Annotated in this window: 19 protein-coding genes and 1 pseudogene; 7 read left to right on the forward strand and 13 right to left on the reverse strand. The window is 63.7% G+C overall.

Going from position 1 to position 21,491, the window contains the following annotated elements; all coding sequences use genetic code 11:
• Window positions 1-8: 8 nt before the first annotated feature.
• From L9B60_RS23805 to L9B60_RS23815, 3 genes are all read left to right on the forward strand, one after another.
• A complete protein-coding gene (locus L9B60_RS23805; RefSeq protein ID WP_249673419.1) occupies window positions 9-1,187 on the forward strand; it encodes an L-dopachrome tautomerase-related protein in 1,179 nt (392 codons plus the stop codon).
• Between the two features lie 100 nt (window positions 1,188-1,287).
• Entirely contained in the window at window positions 1,288-1,776 is a 489-nt protein-coding gene (locus tag L9B60_RS23810; RefSeq protein ID WP_249673420.1) for a GlcG/HbpS family heme-binding protein, read from the forward strand.
• Between the two features lie 62 nt (window positions 1,777-1,838).
• Window positions 1,839-2,726 (forward strand): DoxX family protein, encoded by an 888-nt coding sequence (locus L9B60_RS23815; protein ID WP_249673421.1) that lies wholly within the window; start codon window positions 1,839-1,841, stop codon window positions 2,724-2,726.
• 612 nt (window positions 2,727-3,338) lie between these two features.
• On the opposite strand, the gene L9B60_RS23820 is transcribed toward L9B60_RS23815, so the two are convergent.
• Complete coding sequence (locus tag L9B60_RS23820) at window positions 3,339-3,980, reverse strand: 3-oxoacid CoA-transferase subunit B (protein WP_249673422.1); 642 nt, start codon at window positions 3,978-3,980, stop codon at window positions 3,339-3,341.
• 8 nt (window positions 3,981-3,988) lie between these two features.
• Window positions 3,989-4,684: a 3-oxoacid CoA-transferase subunit A gene (locus tag L9B60_RS23825; protein ID WP_249673423.1), complete on the reverse strand. Its 696-nt coding sequence runs from the start codon at window positions 4,682-4,684 to the stop codon at window positions 3,989-3,991.
• A 428-nt stretch (window positions 4,685-5,112) separates the two neighbouring features.
• Between L9B60_RS23825 and L9B60_RS23830 the strand changes: the two genes are divergently transcribed.
• Window positions 5,113-5,346: a hypothetical protein gene (locus tag L9B60_RS23830; protein WP_249673424.1), complete on the forward strand. Its 234-nt coding sequence runs from the start codon at window positions 5,113-5,115 to the stop codon at window positions 5,344-5,346.
• A 131-nt stretch (window positions 5,347-5,477) separates the two neighbouring features.
• On the opposite strand, the pseudogene L9B60_RS23840 reads toward L9B60_RS23830, so the two are convergent.
• The 5 genes and pseudogenes from L9B60_RS23840 to L9B60_RS23860 form a co-directional block, all read right to left on the reverse strand.
• Window positions 5,478-6,828: pseudogene (locus tag L9B60_RS23840) on the reverse strand (carbohydrate porin).
• Window positions 6,829-6,840: 12 nt separating this feature from the next.
• Entirely contained in the window at window positions 6,841-8,172 is a 1,332-nt protein-coding gene (locus tag L9B60_RS23845) for a c-type cytochrome (protein ID WP_249673426.1), read from the reverse strand.
• Window positions 8,169-9,947, reverse strand: a complete 1,779-nt coding sequence (locus tag L9B60_RS23850; RefSeq protein WP_249673427.1) for a GMC family oxidoreductase — start codon at window positions 9,945-9,947, stop codon at window positions 8,169-8,171. The genes L9B60_RS23845 and L9B60_RS23850 overlap by 4 nt, the downstream gene beginning before the upstream one ends.
• An 84-nt stretch (window positions 9,948-10,031) precedes the next feature.
• Complete coding sequence (locus L9B60_RS23855; protein ID WP_249673428.1) at window positions 10,032-10,751, reverse strand: gluconate 2-dehydrogenase subunit 3 family protein; 720 nt, start codon at window positions 10,749-10,751, stop codon at window positions 10,032-10,034.
• A gap of 158 nt (window positions 10,752-10,909) precedes the next feature.
• Window positions 10,910-11,932, reverse strand: a complete 1,023-nt coding sequence (locus L9B60_RS23860) for a LacI family DNA-binding transcriptional regulator (RefSeq protein ID WP_249673429.1) — start codon at window positions 11,930-11,932, stop codon at window positions 10,910-10,912.
• 163 nt (window positions 11,933-12,095) lie between these two features.
• Here L9B60_RS23860 and L9B60_RS23865 point away from each other — a divergent pair, with 163 nt between their 5' ends.
• On the forward strand, window positions 12,096-12,314 hold the full coding sequence (locus tag L9B60_RS23865; protein ID WP_249673430.1) for a hypothetical protein: 219 nt from the start codon (window positions 12,096-12,098) through the stop codon (window positions 12,312-12,314).
• 2 nt (window positions 12,315-12,316) lie between these two features.
• Complete coding sequence (locus tag L9B60_RS23870; protein ID WP_249673431.1) at window positions 12,317-12,613, forward strand: hypothetical protein; 297 nt, start codon at window positions 12,317-12,319, stop codon at window positions 12,611-12,613.
• Between the two features lie 35 nt (window positions 12,614-12,648).
• Here L9B60_RS23870 and L9B60_RS23875 read toward each other — a convergent pair whose 3' ends face one another.
• From L9B60_RS23875 to L9B60_RS23900, 6 genes are all read right to left on the reverse strand, one after another.
• Window positions 12,649-13,482 (reverse strand): ABC transporter ATP-binding protein, encoded by an 834-nt coding sequence (locus tag L9B60_RS23875; RefSeq protein WP_249673432.1) that lies wholly within the window; start codon window positions 13,480-13,482, stop codon window positions 12,649-12,651.
• Window positions 13,470-14,273, reverse strand: a complete 804-nt coding sequence (locus L9B60_RS23880; RefSeq protein ID WP_249673433.1) for an ABC transporter permease — start codon at window positions 14,271-14,273, stop codon at window positions 13,470-13,472. The genes L9B60_RS23875 and L9B60_RS23880 overlap by 13 nt, the downstream gene beginning before the upstream one ends.
• Window positions 14,274-14,284: 11 nt before the next feature.
• Window positions 14,285-15,271: an ABC transporter substrate-binding protein gene (locus L9B60_RS23885; protein ID WP_249673434.1), complete on the reverse strand. Its 987-nt coding sequence runs from the start codon at window positions 15,269-15,271 to the stop codon at window positions 14,285-14,287.
• A 365-nt stretch (window positions 15,272-15,636) separates the two neighbouring features.
• The gene (locus L9B60_RS23890; protein WP_249673435.1) at window positions 15,637-17,277 is read right to left on the reverse strand and encodes a GMC family oxidoreductase; all 1,641 of its coding nucleotides are present in this window, start codon (window positions 17,275-17,277) and stop codon (window positions 15,637-15,639) included.
• Window positions 17,274-18,671: a purine-cytosine permease family protein gene (locus tag L9B60_RS23895; RefSeq protein WP_249673436.1), complete on the reverse strand. Its 1,398-nt coding sequence runs from the start codon at window positions 18,669-18,671 to the stop codon at window positions 17,274-17,276. The genes L9B60_RS23890 and L9B60_RS23895 overlap by 4 nt, the downstream gene beginning before the upstream one ends.
• A gap of 148 nt (window positions 18,672-18,819) precedes the next feature.
• Complete coding sequence (locus tag L9B60_RS23900; RefSeq protein ID WP_438866005.1) at window positions 18,820-20,343, reverse strand: aldehyde dehydrogenase; 1,524 nt, start codon at window positions 20,341-20,343, stop codon at window positions 18,820-18,822.
• 232 nt (window positions 20,344-20,575) lie between these two features.
• Here L9B60_RS23900 and L9B60_RS23905 point away from each other — a divergent pair, with 232 nt between their 5' ends.
• Entirely contained in the window at window positions 20,576-21,490 is a 915-nt protein-coding gene (locus tag L9B60_RS23905; protein ID WP_249673437.1) for a LysR family transcriptional regulator, read from the forward strand.
• Window position 21,491: the final 1 nt, after the last annotated feature.

The following is a 21,491-nucleotide window of genomic DNA, read 5'->3' on the forward strand; positions in this document are numbered from 1 at the left end:
ATAAAAATATGCTGAATCGACGACATTTCTGCCGTGCCTCGGTAATCGCCGGTGGTGCTTTTGCCCTGGCGGGCGGCCCACTGGCTCATGCGGCTGCGCTGTTGCGGGCAGGCCAGCCGTTGACCGAGGTCGCAAGCCTTGACTGGTTGTGCAACGCGGTGGCGCTGACCTCGGACGGGCGCCTGTTCGTGGGCCTGCCACGCTGGCCGGGCTTCGAGAAAACCCCATCCATTGCCCAGGTATTGCCCGACGGCAGCCTCAAGCCATTCCCGGGCGGCCAGTGGAATAACTGGGCGCCCGGCAAGCCCGGCGCCCAGGCACTGGTGAAGGTCAACACCATCCACATCTTCGACGACGATACCTTGTGGGCCATCGACCAAGGCGAGGACGCCGGCCCCCAGGGCATCAACCCGGCGCAGAAAATCCTGCAGTTCGACACCCACACCGGCAAGCTGCTGCGCAGCATCAGCCTGCCGCCCAGCGTGCTGCCGGCGGGAGCCAACCTCAACGACCTGCGCCTGGACGCCGAGCATGCCTACGTGACCGACTCGGGCTTGGGCGCGATCATCGTCGTCAACCTGCGCACCGGTGCCTCGGTGCGGCGCCTGGCCGATCACCCGTCGACCAAAATGCTGCCCGAACGCCGGCCCATCGGCGAAGACGGCCAGGTGCTGTTGATGCCCGATGGCAGCGACCACCAGGTGCATTCGGACCCCATCGAGATCAGCCCCGACGGCCAGTGGCTGTATTACCAGGCACTGAGCGGGCCGTTGTGGCGGGTGCCCACCGCCGGGTTGCGCGATACCCAGCTCACGGAAAAAGCCCTGGGCGAGCAGGTGCAGTTTGTCTACGACACCGGCCCCTTGACCGGCACCGGCATCGACAGCGCCGGCAACCTGTACCTGGCCGAATACGACAAACCACGGGTCACCGTGTTGTCGCCCGACGGCACCCTGCGGGTGGTGGTCGAGGACCCGCGCTTGTGGAACCCCGATGCGCTGTTCATCTCGCGCCAACGCGAGCTGTACATCCCTGTGCCACAGAGCGCGCGCATGGCCGCCAATCGGGGACCAGGCGGCGTCAACGGCCTGCAACTGCCGTTCAAGATCTACAAGGTGCAACTGCCGCCGGCACTCGGTAGCCGCGAGGCGGTGCCAGCACTGGTCGGTGCGCCCCTGCCCGGTTAAACCGCTCGCCGATTTTCACCCGTATCCCTTCCATGACCTGCGTGTTCGCCAGCGGGGCAGGGAAACTGTTGCCCATTTTTAACCCAAGAGACGTTCAACAATGAAAACAACACTGACACTGGCTGCCCTGACCTTGACCGCTTTGCTGCCCGCCCTTGCTTTGGCCCAGGCCCCTGCCACGGCCCAAGTGGTGAACCAACCCAACGTGTCCACCGCCGCCGCCCTGCAATTGGCCGAGCGGGCCACGCAGTTGGCCGCCTCGCGCAACATGAACATCTGCATCGCCGTTACCGATGCCGACGGCCACTTGCTCGCATTCACTCGCATGCAGGGTGCCTACGCAGGTTGCGTGGATGCCTCGATGGCCAAGGCCACCTCGGCGGCGCGCTTTGCCATCAACACCATCACCTTCTATGACCTGGCCCGCAAAGAGAACCTGGCCATCGGCACCATTCCGGGCATTTTGCCAGCGGTGGGCGGGGTGGTGCTCAAGCACGACGGTGCGGTGGTCGGCAGCGTGGGCATTAGCGGTGCCACCGACCTGACCGAGCAAAAGCTGGCTGAAGACCTGGCCGCAACTTTCCCATAAGCACTGGAGCCCGCCCGGCTTACGTGGCCGGGCGAGCCTGGTTTCCCAACCAAGGTCATTCGATGAACACTCCATTCGTGCAACCTGCCGTCGTCGACGGAGCCTACGCCGCCGATTACAACCTCCTCAAACCCACGCGAACACCGGCGTGGCTGGCCGTCACCGGCCTCACCGCAACCCTCTTCGCCGCGCTGTATTGCAGTTTGATCGACCACACGCTGCCGGATTTTGCCGCCTGGTCCAGCACCTTGTGGCTGGCACTGGCACTGGTCTCGGCGGTGTTGATCACCCCGCGCGTATTCACCGTCGGTTACCTCATCTCGCTGCTGGCGTTCCTGATCGGCTGGCGCGTGGGCGCCATGAACGGCGCGCAGGTGCTGGTGTGGGCCGCAAGCTTCACGGCCATCCCCTTGCTGTTGCAGTTTATCGATTGCGTGGTCAGTGACACGCGCCGCAACCAAAGCCGGCAAGGGGCATGGCTGGGCAGGCTACTGTGGCAGATGACCCTCGTGCGCCTGTGTTTCGGGCTCAATGAGTTGTGCCATGCAAGCGAAAAAATCTTTGCCGGTTTAGGTTCGTTTCACACGCTGGAGCACGGCTTTGAGGGCCTGGGCATTACTCAGGGCGCCGCGTTGTTCGTGGTGCTGGGTGGGCTGATCGAGCTGGCCTCGGCCATCAGCGTAGGGCTCGGGTTGTTTGCAAGGCTAGGGGCTGCGGTCAGCCTGGTCTATTTCCTGGTGGCCACCCTGGGGTTTGGCGGCGAATGGAGCCGCGGCTATGCCTGGGCCTCGCCCGGTGGCGGCGGCTGGGAGTACGTGATGATGCTGCTGGTGGTGTTTGGCGGCGTGATGTTGACCGGGGCGGGCAAATTTTCGATTGATGGCTGGCTGTTGCAGCGCGGGGTATTGGCGCGGTGGATGGTGCCTTTGAGTACCAATGCGGCTGGCTGACCGCTCGATCTAACAGGTCAAGGTGCCATGGCTTGTTGGGTTGGGGTGTCAGACTTGTATGCCTGGTTCGGCTCAATTGCGCAGGCCATTGTGGGAGCGAGCTTGCTCGCGAAACGCCGTGTGACGGAGCGCGATCTGCAGGGCAATGCAACAACATCGGCTAGCCTTTGGCAGCTTTGCTGCGGTTCTAGCTGGGGGCTCTTGACGCGAGACCAGTCAGCCTGTCTTGAAATCGCGCTGGGGCTGACAGGTGCTTGCCTTGGGGTGCTTTGGCGCCCATGAAACCGAGCGCCGCCCGTGCGGCGCTTCGCGAGCAAGCTCGCTCCCACGCCATGGCTTGTTGGAAGGGGGGGGTTAGCTTTGGGGATAGCTAAAGGCTTACACGTACTTCAGCATTTTGGCCGTATACCCAACGCCCGCCACGCCGTACATTAGCCCCATCAACCGAAACGCAGGCAGCGTTTCGGCGGTCACGGAAGATCGACCCTCGCCATGATGGCAACCGACAGGATGTTGGAAGGGCAATTGATGAGAAAAACGACCCGCTTCGGCGGGTTTTTTTTTGCCGTCTGAAAAGCCGTACCCCCTGGGGAGCACGGCCTTGGGGCGCGGTTACTTGATCAGCGGCACGCCGCTCAGTTCCTGCAGTGCGTCAAAGCTGATGTCGGCGACGATCTCGCGCACTTTCAGCCCTTCGGGGGTCACGTCCAGGATGGCCAGGTCAGTGTAGATCCGGCTCACGCAGCCGATGCCGGTCAGCGGGTAGGTGCACTCGGGCACCAGCTTGCTTTCGCCGGTCTTGGTCAGGTGGTCCATCATCACGAACACCTGGCGTGCGCCGGTGGCCAGGTCCATCGCGCCGCCCACGGCCGGGATCGAGCCTTCGGCGCCGGTGTGCCAGTTGGCCAGGTCGCCTTTGACCGACACCTGGAAGGCGCCCAGTACGGCGATGTCGATGTGGCCGCCACGCATCATCGAGAACGAGTCGGCGTGGTGGAAGAACGCGCCACCGGTCAACAGCGTCACGTGCTGCTTGCCGGCGTTGATCAGGTCATCGTCTTCCTCGCCCGCTGCCGGGCTTGGGCCCATGCCCAGCACGCCGTTTTCGCTGTGCAGGAACACTTCCTTGTCGCCCAGGTAATTGGCCACCAGGGTGGGTACGCCGATGCCCAGGTTCACGTAGGCGCCTTCAAGGATGTCTTCGGCCACGCGCTGGGCCATTTCATTGCGCGAAAGTTTTTTCATGACGGTCATGGCAGGCCTCAAACAGCTTTGGCGGACGAAGAAATGGGGTAGCTCTGCACGGCAACCACGCGCTGGACGAAGATGCCCGGCGTGATGATGTGCTCGGGGTCCAGTTCACCCAGTTCGACGATCTCGTTGACCTGTGCAATGGCCGTCTTGGCGGCCATGGCCATGATCGGCCCGAAGTTGCGAGCAGCCTTGCGGTACACCAGGTTGCCCCAGCGGTCGCCCTTGTAGGCCTTGATCAGCGCGATGTCGGCGTGCAGGGGCATTTCCAGCACGTAGTTGCGCCCGTCGATCACGCGGGTTTCCTTGCCTTCGGCCAGCAGGGTGCCGAAGCCTGTGGGCGAGAAGAACGCGCCGATGCCCGAGCCCGCCGCTCGGATGCGCTCGGCCAGGTTGCCTTGTGGCACCACTTCCAGTTCCACTTTGCCGGCGCGGTACAGTTCGTCGAACACATAAGAGTCGGACTGGCGCGGGAAGGAGCAGATCACCTTGCGCACGCTACCGGCCTTGAGCAGTGCTGCCAGCCCCAGGTCGCCGTTGCCGGCGTTGTTGCTGATGATGGTCAGGTCGCGGGCGCCGGTGGCGATCACGCCATCGACCAGTTCCGACGGCATGCCGGCGGTACCGAAGCCACCTACCATGACGACGGAGCCGTCGGCGATCCCTTCCACTGCGGCAGCGATGGACTCAAACGTTTTATTGATCAAAGCGAGCTCCTGGTTGTTCCTGGAGTGTGAGTGGATCAAGGCACGGGCCAGCGGATGGCCACGTCTTCTTCCCTTGTTATTAGCGTAGCCGACACGCAGTCGGCCAAGGCGCCAGGCGGCCGTTGCGCGGCGCTTGTCGTCATGGCCTATAGCGTGCCGCAAGTGGGGCGTTTCGGGGAGCGTCTGCGGCGAAATCGGTGCGATTATCGGACTGTGGCGGGAGAGGCCGCCATCGGCTCATCTGCCGTCAATCCGATTGAATGCAGCACTTTACCTAGGTTATAACCTGCTTTTCGCCGAAGATCGTTCCCGGCGATTCGAGTTTGAAGCAGGGAAGTCAATGGGCGATCGAATTACCCGGCGATCTGCCGGTCGATTGAAAAGAGTGATGTCGCCGATGGCAACAATAATCAGAAACGGAGCATTGAATGAGCTGCCTTATTTGCGCAGGGCCTGCAGAGCGCATCCCATGCGCCGGGAGCTGGGAGGAGTGCAAATGTTCGCAGTGCGGGCACTACCGCATTGCCGATGCACTGGTGCTGTCGCTGATGGAACAGGGGCAGATCTTTGATATCCCCAAAGTGCGCGCGTGGCTGGCATTGGCGCATTCCGGGCAGGGCATCCCGAGTATCGAGCAGGTGGAGGGGTTGTTGCGGACCTGACCCCGGCCTGTGTAGGAGCGGATTTATCCGCGAAAAGCACGACGGGGTGAATGAGGTCTACCGTGGTGTATTTTTCGCGGATAAATCCGCTCCTACACAGGCGGATACGGCCGACAGTAGGGTGGGCGTGGCTAAAACTGCGACTGCACCTGCAAGCCCACCACCAACGCATTATCGACTTCACGCACACCGTCTGGGTGCTTGATGTACTGCAGGTTAGGCATCACGTTCAGCCATTTGGTGGCCTGGATGCCGTAGTTAAGCTCCGTGGCGTACTCGCTATGCTGTTCGGGGATGTACCCGGCGGCGTCGTAGCCCAGGCCGCTCTGCGCATTGGCCGTCTTGGCGTTACGCAAAAACAGCGAGCTGGCATGGATGCGCGCTACGCCAAACCCCAGGGTGTCGGTGGGGCGGGCGTCGAACGGGCCTTTGTACACCAGGCTGAGCTTCTGGTAGCTGTCCACCGGCGTGGTGGCGCGGTCCTGGAAGGTGGCGCTGGCGGTCAGGGTCAGGCCGCGGGAGGTGTCGCCGCCCACCGAGGTCAAGTTGTTGTTTGCCCACCAGCCAGAAACCGTGGCGGCTGCTGTCGCTGCGGTAGTCGTTGCCGGTGATCGCGGCGGGCTGGTTGTTGGCGTCCTTGTACACGTCGGTGCCATTGGCGCTGCTGTGGTAGTAACCGATGCGGTATTCGCCCGGCAGTTGGTTGACCGTGGGCGCCCACACCAGCTCGACCGGGACCAGGGTGCCGGTGGTGCCGCTGCCGTTGAGCTTGAAGCCGTTGTCGTTATCCAGATCCGAGGGGTTGATGTTGAAGGCGCCGATTTGCGCGTACACCTCGCTGCTCAAGCGGTAGCGCACGCGTGCGGCCCATTGGCTGATGGGGCCGTTGTAGATGCTGTCGACATAGTTGCCCGGTTGCGATCCGCAAAAGGCCAGGCCCTGGAAGGCGCAATCCTCGACGGCAAAGTCATCGCTGACGGCAAAGCGACCGGCCTTGATGTTCAGCCGGTCGTCGAACCAGCCTTTGCTCAGCCACAGCTCGCTGAGCCGGGTGACGCTGCCGCGCCCCTGGATCTCCTGGGTGGAGCCCAGGCTGGTGGCGCGTGGGTCGCTGACCTTCTCGCTGATGTTGTCGCCGTTGCGGTTGGTCAGGGAAATGCTGAAGGCGGCATCGTTCCAGCCCAGCAGTTTTTGCAGGTCGAGGTTGGCGCCCAGGTTGAACTGGTCGGCGTAGCGGGTGACGCGGTCGTGGCTGTAGCCGCCCTTCACGTTGGACGCCGATTCGCCGGTGTAGCCCATCTGTATGTCGATGCCCTTGTTCAGCCACTCGGTGCGCAAGCCGCCCCAGTCGCCGGTCATCCAGGGCGAGTCGACGGCGAAGGCATCGGCGGCGTGAGCGGTGATGGCCCAACCGGACGCGGCGCAGACCGACATCAGCAGGGTAAGGGCCTGGCGCGGGCGGCGGGCTGTGGAACGTTGCATGGTCAATTCCCTTTAGTTGGAAGCGTTGCTGGCGCCCAGTTGCGCTGGCAGCTTGAGGTCTTTGCGCACTTGGGCTACTTGCGCCGCGCTGACCGCCGAGGCGGCGTTGCCCCAGCTGTTGCGCGTGTAGGTCAGCAGCGAGGCAATTTGCTGGTCGGACAGCTTCCAGGCGAAGCTGGGCATGGCGCCGCTGGTGGGGTTGTTCAGCGTCACGGCGCCGCGCCCGCCTTGCAGCACGGTGGTCATCAGCGTCTGGGCGTTGGCCGATTGCAACGCGGGGTTGTTGGCCAGGCCCGCAGCGATGCCGTTGATGCCTTTGCCGTCGCTGTTATGGCAGGCCGAACAGTTGACCGCGTACACGTTGGCCCCTTGTTTCATGGCGCTGTCGGTGGCCGGCAAGGGTTCGGGCCGGGTGGTGCTGGAGCCTGGCAAGCTGTGCAGGTAGGCGGCCACGGCCAGCAGGTCGTCATCGGTCATGTGCTGGGTGGAGTTGGTCACAGCTTCCGCCATCGGCCCCGAGGCCACGGCAATGTCGTTGCTGCCGGTTTTCAGGTACTGCACGATCTGCGCCTGCGACCAGCCGCCCACGCCCACGTAGCGGTTGCCGGTGATCTCGGGCGCATGCCAGCCGGCCAGGTCGCCGCCCTGCAAAAAGGCTGCGCCCTTGTCGCCACCCAGGAAGTTCTTGGCGGTGTGGCAGGCTGCGCAATGCCCCAGCCCTTGCACCAGGTAGGCACCACGGTTGACCTGGGCGCTGGCGCCGGCCACGGGCACGAACGGCGTCTTGTCGAAGAACAGCAGGTTCCAGCCCATCATCATCAAGCGAATGTTGAACGGGAACGGCAACTGGTTGGACACCACCTTGTTGTCGATGGCCGGCACGGTTTGCATGTAGGCCCAGAGGTCGTGCATGTCCTGGTCGCTGACTTTCACGTAGGCGTTGTAGGGCATGGCCGGGTAAAGGTTTTCGCCGTCGCGGCCACGGCCTTCGCGCACGGCGCGGGTGAACTGGGCCTCGGTCCAGGCGCCGATGCCGGTGCTTTTGTCCGAGGTGATGTTGCTGGCCAACAGCTTGCCGAACGGCGTTTCCAAGGCATAGCCACCGGCGAACGGTTTGCCCTGGTGCGGGTCGGTGTGGCACGCGGCGCAGTCACCGGCAATGGCCACGTAGCGGCCACGGGTCACGGCGGGGTCTTGCGTGGTAGCCGGGGCGTTGATGCCCAGGCCGGTATCGGTTTGCTGGCCGGGGCTGGCGATCGCGTCGGCGGCCTGGGCCGTGCCCAGGTTCAGTAGCAGCAGGGCCGCCAGGCAAGTGCCGGTAGCCAGGTGTTTGCGCATGATCATGCCGGTACCTCCACCAATGGGCCACGTTTGGCCAGGTACTGTTCCAGGATGGCCTTGGCCGTCCACAGGCTCAGGGCGCCGATGGTGGAGGTGGGGTTATAGCCGGCGTTGTTGGGGAAGGAGGACGCGCCCAGGACAAACACGTTGTGCACGTCCCAGCTCTGCTGATAGCGGTTCAGGGCACTGGTGCGCGGGTCCAGCCCCATCACCGCGCCACCGATGGTGTGGTCGCTGGCCGGCAGGTACGGGCCGTAGTTGATGGCTGCCGAGTCGAAGCCGTTGACGATCTTGGCGCCCATGGCCTTGCCGATTTCCACGCTCTTGTCCTCGATGAACTTGGCCGAGCGGCGGTCGTTGTCGTTGTAGTCGAAGGTCACGCGGATCAAGGGGTCGCCGTGGGCGTCCTTGTATTCCGGGTCCAGGTCCAGGTAGCTGTCGACGTGGGAGTAACTGGTGCCCTGGCCGAAGATGAACGTGCCGTTCTGGAAGGCGTGGGTGTAGGCTTTTTTCCAGTCGCTGCCCCAACGCGGTGTGCCCGGGGGCACCGCGTCGGCGTTGCCGATCGGGCGTGCGCCGCGGGCCACCACGAGGATGCCAGCACCGCCGATAAAGCCAAGCCCGGTGTGGTCGAAGTTATCGCCGTTGTAGTCATCTACCTGGGCCGACAAGGCGCCGGCGCCAATGTACTGGTTCAACTGCTCGTCTTCGAAAAACAGGTTGGCACCCGACACGGTCTGGAAGCAGTAGGCGCGGCCGACCACCCCCTCGCGGGTCTGGGGGTTGTACGGCGTGCCGATCTTGGAGAGCAGCATCAAGCGCACGTTTTGCATCTGGAACGCCGAGAAGATCACGATATCGGCGGGCTGTTCCCATTCCTGGTTGTTGCGGTCCAGGTAGGTCACGCCGGTGGCAGTCTTGCCGTCTTCGGCCAGGTTGGCGCGCAACACGGCCGACTCGGTCAGCACGGTGAAGTTGCTGCGCTGCATCAGTGCCGGCACCACGCAGGCATTGGGGCTGGATTTGGAGAAGTTGCCGCAGCCGTAGTACAGGCAATAACCACAGTAGGTGCACGGGCCCATGCGCACGCCCAGCGGGTTGGTGTAGGCCTGCGAGGCTTGGCCGGCCGGCACCATGAACGGGTGCAGGCCCAGCGTGTTGCTGCCCTCGGTGAACAGGTCGGTCAGGCGCGTGGTGGCCAGCGGCGGCAGTGGGAATTCGCTTTTGCGGTTGCCCTCGAAGATGTTCGCCCCCTCGATTTTCTCGCCGTTAAGCACGCCGGCCTTGCCCGACACCCCGGCGATGCGCTCGAAGCGCTCGTAAAAGGGTTCCAGCTCATCGTAGGTCACGCCCCAGTCTTGCACGATCAGGCCGTCGGCCAGTTGCGCCTTGCCGTAGCGCTTGAGCGTGTAACTGTAGGGCTCGAAATCGAACGGCAAGAAGCGCCAGGCCATGCCGGCCCAGTGGGTGCCGGAACCGCCGACGTTGTAGCCCAACTCGTTCAAGCTCCAGTCGCGGGTAGGCAGCGCGGTTTGCGAACGGTTGTTGCGAAAGGTGGTGGTTTCGATCGCCGGTGGCAGCAGCAGGCTGCGGCGGGTGTCCCAGCGCAACTCGTCGGTGTCGACCGAGGGCGGGAAATCAGTGGCGGTTTCGACCCAGGGGCCGCGTTCGATCGCGACCACGTTGAGCCCGGCACGGGTCAACTCTTCGGCGATCAGGGAGCCGCACCAGCCGAGGCCGACGATCACAGCGTCGGCTTTGGGGCGTACAGTGGCCATGCACAATACCTCTTCAATACAGCGTCAATCACGGACATAACGGCAAGTGTCGGCGGGCCGCACTGCTCACATTTTTTCAGGCGGTTACAGGGTGTTGTCGATCAGGCTGGTGGGGATGATCTGCAGCTTCTGGCCCTTCTTGGCGATCAGGTCGCGAAAGTCATAGCGCGCGCCGGGGAAGCCGATCATTTTCCAGCTGGCCATGCCCTTGTTGCCGCCGTAGATAGGATCGGCAAAAAAGCCCTCGCGCACGTTGGCCAGGATCTGCTCGAACAACTCTTTGGTTTCGACGCTGGGGCCCAGGTCCAACTTGCCGCTTTCCAGGGCGCGCAGCAGGTCGTCTTGCTGGCTGCCATCCAGCTGCACGAAGGGTTTGGCAAAAGCGTGCTGGCAATGCGCATCGATGGCGGCAAGGCCGTTGCGCCAGCGCTCGGCCGGGGTCAATGGCGACTGGGTGCCTTGCTCGGGGGTGCCTTTGACGAAGCGCCCCAGGCGGTACAGGGTGGCGCCTTTGCCGTAGTCGCCGGCCAACTGGCGGTCGACGAACACGGCGCAGCCGGCTTCCTTGCCACCGATGCTCAGCTCATCGGCCGGGATCAAGCGGTCGGCGATGGCGCCGGTGGTGTCCAGTTCTGCCTGGGTGAAAAACGCCAGGCCGCCCTGGCGCGGCGCGGCCAGGGGCGGCAGGCTGACCTTGCCCGGCTCCCAGGGCTGGCCGCCGCTGACCACTTCGGCTCGCGCAGCCGGCAGGGTGGAGGCCGCCGCCAATGCCAACGCCGATGAAAGGAAGCTTCTGCGTTGCATAGTAAATCCTGTGTGAAAGGGGAATTGGAGGCGCGACGGTGCCCGGCAACTGCCACGCAAAGAGGGGGAGGGGCGACCTATCGGCCGGCGCAGGCGAGTCTAGGGTGCGACAACTCGCCACGCCATTAACAAATTGACGTGTTTGCGTCAAAAACCATTCAGTTGGGCAGGTTTTCGTCGATGACGATACGCAATTGAGGGCTGACCTGGGCCGGCGTCTCAAGGTCGCCGTTGGCGTACAGCAGGTGCTGGATGGCGGCTTCGGCCTGGCATTCCGGGTCTTGGTCGAGCACCAGCGACAGCAGGCCCTCGCGCAGCAGGCCGGCGTGTTGCTCGCTGGCCTCGTGGGTGATCCACACGGGCCGGGCGGGCTGTTCCAGCAACGCCTTGCCGATGCCTGCCGAACCACTGCCACTGTTGTAGATGGCCGCCAGGGGCTGGCCACCGGCCAAGGCATCACGCACCGCCTGTGCGGTTTGCAGGTCGTCGTCATGGCATGCCACCGGCCCTGTCACCACCAGCCCCGGCGCGCGCTCGCGCAGCACCTGCAGAAAACCTTCGACCCGTTCCTGGTGGGCGTGGTAAAGCAGCGAGTTGGTGATCAACAGCACGCGCCCGGCGCTGGGCAATACCCATTGGCTGAGCAAGCGCGCGGCGGTGCGCCCGGCCACCCGGTTGTCGATGCCAATGTAGGTGGCCCCCGGCAGCCCTGACAGGCCGCTGGTGAGCAACACCACCGGCACGCCCTGGTCGATTTGCGCTTGCAGCGCCGTGCGGATGGCCGGCAGGTCGTGGGCCACCACGATCAGGCCCTGGCGGGCAGTCTTGGGCGTGGCGATAAAGTCGAGCAACTGTTGCGGGTTACGCTCATCCCAGGTTTGGCGTTGCAGCACCAGGCGCGCGCGCAGCAATTGGGCCTGGCGGGCAAAGGCTGCGGCAACACGGCGGTAATGGTCGGTGGTGCTGTCCACCATCAGCACGTCAAACCGCAGCAACCCATGCACGGGGGAGGGCAGCAAGCGCTTGAGCCCCAGCGCCCGGGCGGCATTGAGCACCTTGCGCCGCTTGGCATCCGACACGCTGCCGCGCTCGTTGAGCACCCGGTCCACGGTGCTCAGGCTGACGCCCGCCAGTTCGGCGACGTGGTTCAGGCGGTTCTTGCGCGCAATGCTGTCCAACACAAACCTTCCATGCAGGGGAGGGGGCCTTCGAGGCCGGGCATCTAGCATGTTCAACCAGACCTCCATTCGTCAACTCACCCATGACGGCGCGCACGGGAACGTTGACCGAACAAATCCGCTTGGATAATACTGTGTGCATATACAGTATTTTCGAGTAGCCCCGATGAACGATGCCACCGACGATGAAGCCTTCGCCTTGGGCCTGCCCACCCGAGGGGAGATCTACGAGCAACAGTGCGCCTTGCTGGAAACCGAACTGGCCGACTCCTACCAGGAGGTGCGCCACTGCCGTCAGCGCATTGCCAAGTTGGTGCGCATGGCCGATGAACTGACCGGCGAGCGCGACCGCTTGAGGGCCGCGTTGAACCGGCTGCAGGGGTAGCCATGCAGTTACTTGTGACGCGGCGCCGCCACCTTGGCCAGGCGTTGGAGGCGACAGCCGTGCGTGCCATGCAACCGGTCAAGGGCGACCTGCAATTGGCCCGTTGCAAGGTGCCGTGCCTGGGCCGCGAAACCAACGTGGCGAGGGTGTTGCCGGTGGATCCGCTGGGGAGCGCGCCGATACCTGATTTGCTGGAGGCGATGCTGACCGGGATGTCGACCACGGGGTTCAATTTGACGGGGATCGAGGAGGTCGAGGGGGCGTTGTATGCGCAGTCGTGGTGGTGTCGGGAGGGGTAGTGGCAGGCTGCGTTTACCGCAGCCTGCCACCGGTTTCAATGCTCCTGGGGCCCGTCGTGGAGCAAATGGAAGATATTCCTTTTCATCCGGATAAACTCGGGGTCCATCACCATGTCCAGGTTGCGCGGCCGCCCGATCGGCACGTCCAGCACTTCCTTGATTCGCCCGGGCCGTGCGCCCATCACGAAGATCCGATCGCCCAGCAAAATCGCCTCGTCGATGTCGTGGGTCACGAACAGCACGGTCTTCTTGCTGTGCTCCCACACCTTCAACAGCAACTGCTGCATCTGCAACCGCGTCTGGCTGTCCAGCGCGCCGAAGGGCTCGTCCATCAGCAAGATCTGCGGGTCGTTCGCCAAGGCCCGGGCGATGGCCACCCGTTGCATCATGCCGCCGGACAACTGCTTGGAAAAGTTGTCGGCAAAGCGCTGCAGGCCGACTTCGTTGAGGTAATGCTCGACGATGTCCTTGCGCTCGCCGGCCGGCATGCCGCGGCGTTTCAAGCCGAACTCGATGTTCTGGCGCACGGTCAGCCAAGGGAACAAGGTATACCCCTGGAACACCATGCCGCGGTCGGCGCCGGGGCCGTCGACCTGTTGGCCGCCGACGTAAATCTCCCCGGACGAGGGCTCGGCCAGGCCGGCGGTGAGGTACAGCAGGCTGGACTTGCCACACCCCGAGGGGCCCACCAGCACCGCGAACTGCTGGTCGGGCACCTCGAACGAGACCTTGTCCAAGGCCGTGAAGGTGCTGCCCGAGGGGGTCTTGTAGTGCAGGCTGACATTGTCCACCTTGAGCCTGGGCGCACCGTTGGCCGCCAGGTTCAACGGGGTGACCAGCCGAGGGGACGTTGCGGTTACTGAGCCCATGCGGCCACCTTCAAACGTAGGAATCGGAACAGTTGATCGGTGATCAGGCCCAGCAGGCCAATCACCGCGATCGCCAGGAAAATCACATCCACCTGGAACCCGCGCATGGCCTTGAGGCTCAGGTAGCCCAGGCCACTGGAGGCCGCCACCAGTTCGGCCACCACCAGGTAGGTCCAGGCCCAGCCCATGGTCACGCGCAGGGTGTCCAGCACCCCCGGCAACGAGGCCGGGGCGATGACGTGGATCACCGCGTCTGCGCGGCTGGAGCCCAAGGTGTAGGAGGCGTTGATCAGGTCCTTGGAGATGCCCTTGGACACGTCGGCGATCATCACCAGTTGCTGGAAGAACACCCCGAAAATGATGATCGATACCCGCTGTTCCAGGCCGATGCCAATCCACAGGATGAACAGCGGCACGAACGAGGTCACCGGCAGGTAACGGATGAAGTTCACCAAGGGTTCGAGGAACGCCTGCACCACGCGAAAGCTGCCCATCAGCAAACCAATGGGCACGGCGACGACGGACGAAATCACAAAGCCGACCATCACCACTTCCACGCTGGCCCACACATGTGGGCCCAGGGTGCCGTCACGCGCCAGGCGCATCGCGGCCTCCAGTACTGCGCCGGGGGTGGGCAAGAACATCGCCGGCACCACGCCACCGTAGGAGAGAAAGGCCCACAGGCCGATCAACAGCGTCCAGGCCAGGGCGCTGGCGCTCCAGATCACCTGGATGGGCAAGCTGGTCTTGGGCGTCAGGCAGCGGTTGAGCCACGAATTGCGCTTGGACATGACCTGGGTTCCTATTTAGGGCTGATGAAACGGTTGTCGATCAGGTCGCTGTAGCTCACGTTGTACGGCTTGCCCTGCAGTTCGCTGGCGGTTTCGTTGGCCAGCTTGATCACCGCGGCGGCATCACCGGTGCTGCCATTGCTGCCCAACAGTTTTTCGCTCATGGCCTGGTCATAGAAACGCACGCCCTTGGCCGCCGCGGCCAGTTCCGCCGGGTCGGCCAGGTAGCCGCCCACGCCCTTGGCCATGATCGCGTAGGCCTCTTTGGGATGCTCCTGGGTGTATTGCACGGCCTTGTAGAGCCCGGCCACCAGCGCCTTGACGTCGTCGGGTTGTTTTTCGATGACATCGCAGCTCAGCGCCACCACGTCGACGATCACCCCAGGGGTGCTGCTGCTGTCGACCAGCACCTTGCCGGTCTGCTTGTTGCGCACGGTGCTCAGGTGCGGCTCCCAGGTCACGGCGGCAGGCACGCGGCCGGCGATGAACGCGGTGGCGGCGTCGTCGGCGGTCATGTTCTGGATGGTCAGGTCGCTCATTTTCATGCCGGCGTTCTTGAGCAGGTAGTTCAGCCAGAACTGGCTCACCGAACCCTCGTTCACGGCCACGGCCTTGCCCTTGAGGTCTTGCAGGCTGTTGACGTCCTTGCCCACCAGCACGCCGTCCCCGCCATGGCTTTCATCCAGGGCGGCCACGGCCTTGAAGCAGAACTGCGGGCGGTACTTGAGGATTTCATCCAGGGTGGACGCCGAGCCCGACAACTTGCCCGAGGCCTGGGCGGCCATGTACATGGAGGCTTCTTCGATGGTGGGCAGGTCAACGGTCAGGCCCTTGTCCTTGAAGTAACCCAGGTCTTGCGCCAGGTACAAAGTACCGTAGCCCACCCAGGTGGTGTGGCCGATCGACAGGGTCCCGGCCTGGGCACCACTGGCGACACCTGCGGCCAAGGCGGTAAGGGCCAGCGGACGCATGCAGCGCGATACGAAAGACTTGATCATTGAACACTCCCGGAATGATGGTTTTTTAATTCGTATTTCGGGGCAGTGGGGCTGAACGCCAAAAACGTGTTGCGCGTGCGGTCTCTGACGGACCTTTTGCCTCGGTGGGGCAGGGTTGATGGTGGCTGATATCGGGGGGCAGGAAAACGAGGAAATATGTGGTTGCTGATGAGGAAAAAGCTTTGTCCCTCGGGCGGGCCTATCGCGCACAAAATCGCCCCCACCTGTAGGAGCGGATTCATCCGCGAAGCAGTCGACGCAATTTGCCTGACACACTGCGGTGACCTTTTCGCGGATGAATCCGCTCCTACAGAAGGAATGCGATCGCCTGTAGAGTTGATCCGCGAAAAGCCCGCTGCGGTGCATCAGGCCGTATACGGTGTGGCCTTCGCGGATAAATCCGCGCCTACGGGGGCGCGCGTCGGGGCCAGGATCATCTCGGCCGCTTTCTCGCCGATCATGATGCACGGCGCGTTGGTGTTGCCGCTCACCAGTGTCGGCATGATCGAGGCGTCGACCACGCGCAGGCCTTGCACGCCGTGTACCTTCAGTTGCGGGCTGACCACGCTCAGCGCATCCACGCCCATCTTGCAGGTGCCCACCGGGTGGAACACGGTGGCGGCGTATTCGCGCACGTAGGTCATCCATTGCTCGTCGGTTTGCACCTGCTTGCCCGGCAGCATCTCGACCCCGCGGATGCCGTCGAATTCGTTGGCGGCCAGGACGCGCCGCGCCAGTTTCAAGCCCTCGATCAACACCTGGGCGTCGGCGGGGTCGGCCAGGAAGTTGAAATCGATGGCCAGTTGGCCGCCGCGCTGCAAACGGATCTCGCCGATGCTCTTGGGGCGCAGGATGCAGGTGTGCAGGGCGTAGCCATGGCCCCATTCGAACAGCCGGCCACGGTGGCTGCGGTAGCCCGGCACGAAGTGAAATTGCACGTCGGGCACCTCGCCGCACAGGGGCGTGCGGGCAAAGCCGCCGGCCTCGACGTAGTTGGTGGTCAGCCAACCTTTTTTACCGAACAGGTAACGCAACGGCGACATCAGAATGCTGGGCAGCGAGCCCAGGGAAAACCCCAGCGTGAGCGGGCTTTTGGAGCGGATGGTGATCAGCCCGTCCAGGTGGTCTTGCAGGTTCTTGCCCACGCCGGGCAGGTCATGGGCAACCTGCACGCCGGCCTGTTCCAGCTCGGCCGCCGGGCCGATGCCGGAGGCCAGCAACAGCTGCGGGCTGCCGATGGCACCGGCGCACAGCAGCACTTCGCGGCGTGCGGTCAAGGCCTTTTGCACGCCTTGCACGCGCACGTTCACACCCTTGGCGACCTTCTGTTCAAGGATCAGGCTATCGACCGAGCAGTCGGTGACCACGGTCAGGTTGGGCCGATCCAGTATCGGCTTCACGAAGGCCCGGTAGCTGGACAGTCGCTTGGCGTCTTTTTGCGTCAGGTTGTAGAGGCCACAGCCTTCGAACTGCGCGCCATTGAAGTCATCATTGCGACGCAAGCCGGCCCGTTGCGCCGCCTTCACGAACAACGCCGACACCGGGTTGGGGTCGCGCGCCGCTTCCACGTTCAATTCGCCCACGGTGCCGTGCAAGCGTGGGTCCTGGCCGAGGCGGTTGTTTTCGGACTTTTTGAAATACGGCAGCACGCTGTTCCAGTCCCAGCCGGGGCAGCCGGCCTGGGCCCAGCGATCGTAGTCACTGGCGTGGCCGCGAATGTAGATCATGCTGTTCATGGAGCTGGAGCCGCCCAGCGCCTTGCCGCGCGGGGTGTGCATGGTACGGTTGTTGAGGTGCTTTTGCGGTGCCGAGAGGAAGTTCCAGCTGTATTTTTTGCTTTTGTACAGCGTGATGGTGCCGGCCGGGGTCTGGATGCGCGGGCTGTTGTCGTGGCTGCCGGCCTCGATCAGGCACACGCTCACGGCCGGGTCCGCGCTCAAGCGGTTGGCCAACACACAGCCGGAGGAGCCGGCGCCGACGATGAGGTAGTCGAACTCGGTGTTCATGCGTTTCTCCCGGCAGGCTTGAATGCCGGCTGGCGACGCAGGCGGCTGGCGAAGTAGTACACCGGCGAGATCACCAGCAAACCGACGATCCAGGAAATATCGGCACCGCCCATGGCCTTGGCGATCACCCCGGTGTACAGCTCGGTGGCCATGAACGGGATCTGCACCAGGATGCCCAGCACGTAGCAGCCCACGGCGGTCCAGTTGAAGTAGCCGTAGATGCCCCCGTCGCGGCGGAAGAAGGAGTCCACGTCGTAGCTGCCGTGGGCGATCAGGTAGTAGTCCACCAGGTTGATCGCCGTCCACGGTACCAGCACGTACAGCAGCAACAGGATGAAGTTGGTGTAGTTGGCCATGAAGTCATCCTGGCCCAGCAGCGCCAGGGCCAGGGAGATCGAGAACAGCACCAGCGCGGTCACGGCGCGGGACAGGGCGCCCGCCGACCATTTCGGCACCAGGGTCTGGCCCACGGTAATGGCTGAGAGGGTGCCGCAGTACAGGTTCATGGCGTTGGTGGCGGCGATGCCCACCGAGAACACCGCGACCACCAGGGTGGCCAGGCCGCCGGTCATTTCGATCAAGCCTTCAATGATGTCGCCTTCCACGCACAAGCCCACCACCACCCCCAGTGCCATGGGCAGGATCGAACCCAGGCAGCAACCCCAGTAGCTGGACCAGAACGCCGAGCGGCTGCCGGTGTCTGCCGGCATGTAGCGCGAGTAGTCGGACACATACGGCGCGTAGGCCAGCTGCCACAGGGCGGCGATCGACAGGGTGCCAAGGAAACCCTGGATGTTGAACGCGTTACGCTGCAGGAAGTCGGCCGGCAAGCCGTGCACGCCGACGATCCAGATGAAACACAGCAGTAATATGGCGCCCGACAGGTACGACATCACCCGCGTGTAGGCATGGATCAGCCGGTAGCCGAACACCGTGGCGATCACGCTGATCACCCCCACCAGCACGATGCCCTGGTTGGTGCTGAACAGCGGGTAGCGGCTGTGCAGCGACTGGCCGCCCAGCACCAGGTTGGAGGCAAAGAAGCCCAGGTACATGATCACCACCAGGGCCACCACCAGCAACGAGCCGTATGAGCCGAACTGGCCGCGGGTCTGCACCATTTGCGGCACGCCCAGTTGCGGGCCTTGCGCCGAGTGCAGGGCCATGAAGATGCCACCGATCAAGTTGCCGGCGATCAGCGCCAGCATGGCCGCCATGAACGGCAGCTTGAACACGGTCACCGCCAGGGCGCCGGTGACTACGGTCAGCAACATGATGTTGGAGCCGAACCAGATGGTGAACAGGTCGCGGGCACGACCATGGCGCTGATCGTGCGCGATGGGCTGGATGGTGCTCAGTTCAAGGGTTGCCGGTCTGGAGTCGTTGTTATTCATGCGTTCGATCACTCTGTAGTGCCCAGGTTTAAAACCCGGGCAGCAATTGCGGGCAGGGGGCATCAAGGTTGAAGCTGGACGTGCCGGCGTTTTGGCAGCCGGCTTTGTCACTGCACAAGCAGTTTCTGGGCCGCAGTGGCGCGACCGTTCAGCGCAGTTGGAACCAGGTGGTTTTCAGTTGCGTGTACTTGTCGAAGGCATGCAGCGACAGGTCGCGGCCAAAACCCGATTGCTTGCCGCCACCAAAGGGCACGCACACGTCCAGCGCATCCACCGTGTTCACCGACACGGTACCGGCGTTCAGGCGGCTGGCCACGCGGTGGGCGCGGTTCAGGTCATCGCTCCATAGCGAGGCAGCCAGGCCGTAAATGTGATCATTGGCCAGGCGCACGGCCTGGTCTTCGTCATCGAAAGCGCTGATGGCCAGCACCGGGCCGAAGACCTCTTCGCGGCTCAGGCGCATGTCGGCGGTCACCCCGGTGAACAGTGTGGGTGGGATGAAGTTGTTCGAGCCATTGATCACCTGCCGTTCACCGCCCGCGACCAAGCGGGCACCTTCAGCGTGGGCGTGGCTGATATGCCCCATGATGTTCTGCGCCTGTTGCGCGTCGACGATGGCGCCCATCTTGCTGGCTGGGTCGAGCGGGTCACCGGGTTGCCACTGCTGGGCTTTTTCGACCAGGCGCTCGACGAATTCGTCGTGAATGGAGCGTTGCACCAACAGCCGCGAGTTGGCCGAGCACACCTCGCCCTGATTGAAAAAAATCCCGAAGGCGGCTTTTTCGGCAGCCAGGTCCAGGTCCTGGCAGTCGTCGAACACCAGGTTCGGGCTTTTACCGCCGCATTCCAGCCACACCTGCTTGAGGTTGGACTGCGCCGAGTACTGCATGAAGTACTTGCCCACCTGGGTGGAGCCGGTGAAGGCCAGTGCGTCCACGTCCGGGTGCAGGCCCAAGGCGCGGCCAGCCTGTTCGCCCAGGCCTGTGACCACGTTGAGCACGCCTGCAGGCACGCCGGCTTCCAGCGCCAGTTCAGCCAGGCGCAGGGCCGAGAAGGGCGACTGCTCGGCGGGTTTCAGGATCACGCTGTTGCCGGCGGCCAGGGCCGGTGCGACTTTCCAGGCGGCCATGTCCAGCGGGAAGTTCCACGGCACCACTGCGGCGATCACGCCCAATGGCACGCGGGTGATGGTGGCCAGGGTACCGGGGCCGGTGGGGGCCACCTGGTCGTAGAGTTTGTCCAGGCTTTCGGCGTACCAGGCAAACACCTGGGCGGCGCCCGGCACGTCGACCTGGTAGGCGTCCATCACCGGCTTGCCCATGCTCAGCGAGTCGAGCAGCGCCAATTCTTCGCGATGGGCCAGGATCAGCTCGGCCAGTCGCAACAGGATGCCCTTGCGTTCGCGTGGTGCCATGCGGGCCCAGGGGCCGTTTTCGAAAGCACTGCGGGCTACGCCCACGGCCAGGTCGACATCGGCGTCGGTGCAGGCCGCGACGTGGGCGAGCAAGGCGTTGGTGGCCGGGTTGATGACCGCGAAGGTCTGCCCTTCAAGGGCTGCGTGGGCGCGCCCGTCAATGCTTGAAGTCGCGATCAAGCGCTGCGTGCGTGCAAGGCTTTGCCAGTGGTTCAGGTCGGTCACTGCAGTCTCCCAAATGGCCGGGTCAGCAGCCATGTCCATGATCAGTGAGGCCGATAGTGGGCCAAGCGGCACAGGCAGGAAATTAGTAAAAATGTGGTCTTGATCGATAAAAAAGCTCACCCGCAGCGCACCGCTTTGGTGCGCTCGGGCGAAGTTGGGCAGGCCATTTTTTTTAGCATCAAGCTTGAAGAAATCGCTTGTTTCGCCCGTCGCGCGAACCACGCAGAATAACGCGCACGATCCAGCCACCCCCGTCGAGGACGCCATGGCCGCTTACAACCTGCGCCAGCTCAAATATTTCGTGACTACGGTGGAGTGCGGCAGCGTCGCCGAAGCCTCGCGCAAGCTGTACATCGCGCAGCCTTCGGTCTCCACCGCGATCAAGCACCTGGAAGAAAGTTTTGCCGTACAGTTGTTCATTCGCCACCACGCCCAGGGTGTTTCACTGACCCCCAGTGGTGCACGCTTCTATCGCAAGGCCCAGGAGCTGCTGCGGGTGGCTCACGAATTCGAGCAAAACGCCCTGGCCGATAACGACGTGGTGGCCGGGCAAATCGACATCGGGTGCTTTGAGACGGTGGCGCCGCTGTACCTGCCGCGCCTGATCGCAGGCTTTCGTGACCGCTGGCCGGGAGTGGAAATCCGCATTCGCGATGGCGAGCAGCAGGAACTGGTTCAGGCCTTGACCTCGGGCAGCATCGACCTGGCCATGCTGTATGAACACGACCTGGACAGCACCATCGACACCGCGCCACTGATGGCTCCGCAGCAGCCCTATGCGCTGCTGCCCGAAGGGCATCGCTTTGCTCACCAGGCCAAGGTGTCGCTCAACGACCTGGTGCTCGAGCCCATGGTGCTGTTGGACGTGCAGCCTAGCCGTACCTACTTCGTGAGCATTTTCGAGGAGCGCGGGCTGACCCCCAACATCCTGTTCAGCTCGCCGTCCATCGAGATGGTGCGGGGCATGGTAGGGCGTGGGTTTGGCTTTTCGATCCTGGTCACCCGGCCGCATTCGGAGTACACCTACGACGGGCAGAAGGTGGTGTGCGTGCCGCTGGCCGAGCAAGTGACCGGTTCCGGGCTCTCGGCGGCCTGGTTGCGCCGCTCGCAGTTGACCAAGCCGGCGCAGTTGTTTGTGGATCATTGCCGGGAAGTACTGGCGCCCAAGGTGGGCACCTGAG

This window comes from Pseudomonas abieticivorans, assembly GCF_023509015.1.
Classification (GTDB): Bacteria; Pseudomonadota; Gammaproteobacteria; order Pseudomonadales; family Pseudomonadaceae; genus Aquipseudomonas; species Aquipseudomonas abieticivorans.

Bases quoted from the DNA above. Each gene is read 5' to 3' on its own strand.
- L9B60_RS23855 (WP_249673428.1), bottom strand. From the start codon at position 10,751: ATGCAACGCAGAAGCTTCCTTTCATCGGCGTTGGCATTGGCGGCGGCC.
- L9B60_RS23845 (WP_249673426.1), bottom strand. From the start codon at position 8,172: ATGATCATGCGCAAACACCTGGCTACCGGCACTTGCCTGGCGGCCCTG.
- L9B60_RS23885 (WP_249673434.1), bottom strand. From the start codon at position 15,271: ATGATCAAGTCTTTCGTATCGCGCTGCATGCGTCCGCTGGCCCTTACC.
- L9B60_RS23810 (WP_249673420.1), top strand. From the start codon at position 1,288: ATGAAAACAACACTGACACTGGCTGCCCTGACCTTGACCGCTTTGCTG.
- L9B60_RS23865 (WP_249673430.1), top strand. From the start codon at position 12,096: ATGAACGATGCCACCGACGATGAAGCCTTCGCCTTGGGCCTGCCCACC.
- L9B60_RS23895 (WP_249673436.1), bottom strand. From the start codon at position 18,671: ATGAATAACAACGACTCCAGACCGGCAACCCTTGAACTGAGCACCATC.
- L9B60_RS23875 (WP_249673432.1), bottom strand. From the start codon at position 13,482: ATGGGCTCAGTAACCGCAACGTCCCCTCGGCTGGTCACCCCGTTGAAC.
- L9B60_RS23900 (WP_438866005.1), bottom strand. From the start codon at position 20,343: ATGGCTGCTGACCCGGCCATTTGGGAGACTGCAGTGACCGACCTGAAC.
- L9B60_RS23805 (WP_249673419.1), top strand. From the start codon at position 9: ATGCTGAATCGACGACATTTCTGCCGTGCCTCGGTAATCGCCGGTGGT.
- L9B60_RS23850 (WP_249673427.1), bottom strand. From the start codon at position 9,947: ATGGCCACTGTACGCCCCAAAGCCGACGCTGTGATCGTCGGCCTCGGC.
- L9B60_RS23870 (WP_249673431.1), top strand. From the start codon at position 12,317: ATGCAGTTACTTGTGACGCGGCGCCGCCACCTTGGCCAGGCGTTGGAG.
- L9B60_RS23820 (WP_249673422.1), bottom strand. From the start codon at position 3,980: ATGACCGTCATGAAAAAACTTTCGCGCAATGAAATGGCCCAGCGCGTG.
- L9B60_RS23815 (WP_249673421.1), top strand. From the start codon at position 1,839: ATGAACACTCCATTCGTGCAACCTGCCGTCGTCGACGGAGCCTACGCC.
- L9B60_RS23890 (WP_249673435.1), bottom strand. From the start codon at position 17,277: ATGAACACCGAGTTCGACTACCTCATCGTCGGCGCCGGCTCCTCCGGC.
- L9B60_RS23905 (WP_249673437.1), top strand. From the start codon at position 20,576: ATGGCCGCTTACAACCTGCGCCAGCTCAAATATTTCGTGACTACGGTG.
- L9B60_RS23880 (WP_249673433.1), bottom strand. From the start codon at position 14,273: ATGTCCAAGCGCAATTCGTGGCTCAACCGCTGCCTGACGCCCAAGACC.
- L9B60_RS23830 (WP_249673424.1), top strand. From the start codon at position 5,113: ATGAGCTGCCTTATTTGCGCAGGGCCTGCAGAGCGCATCCCATGCGCC.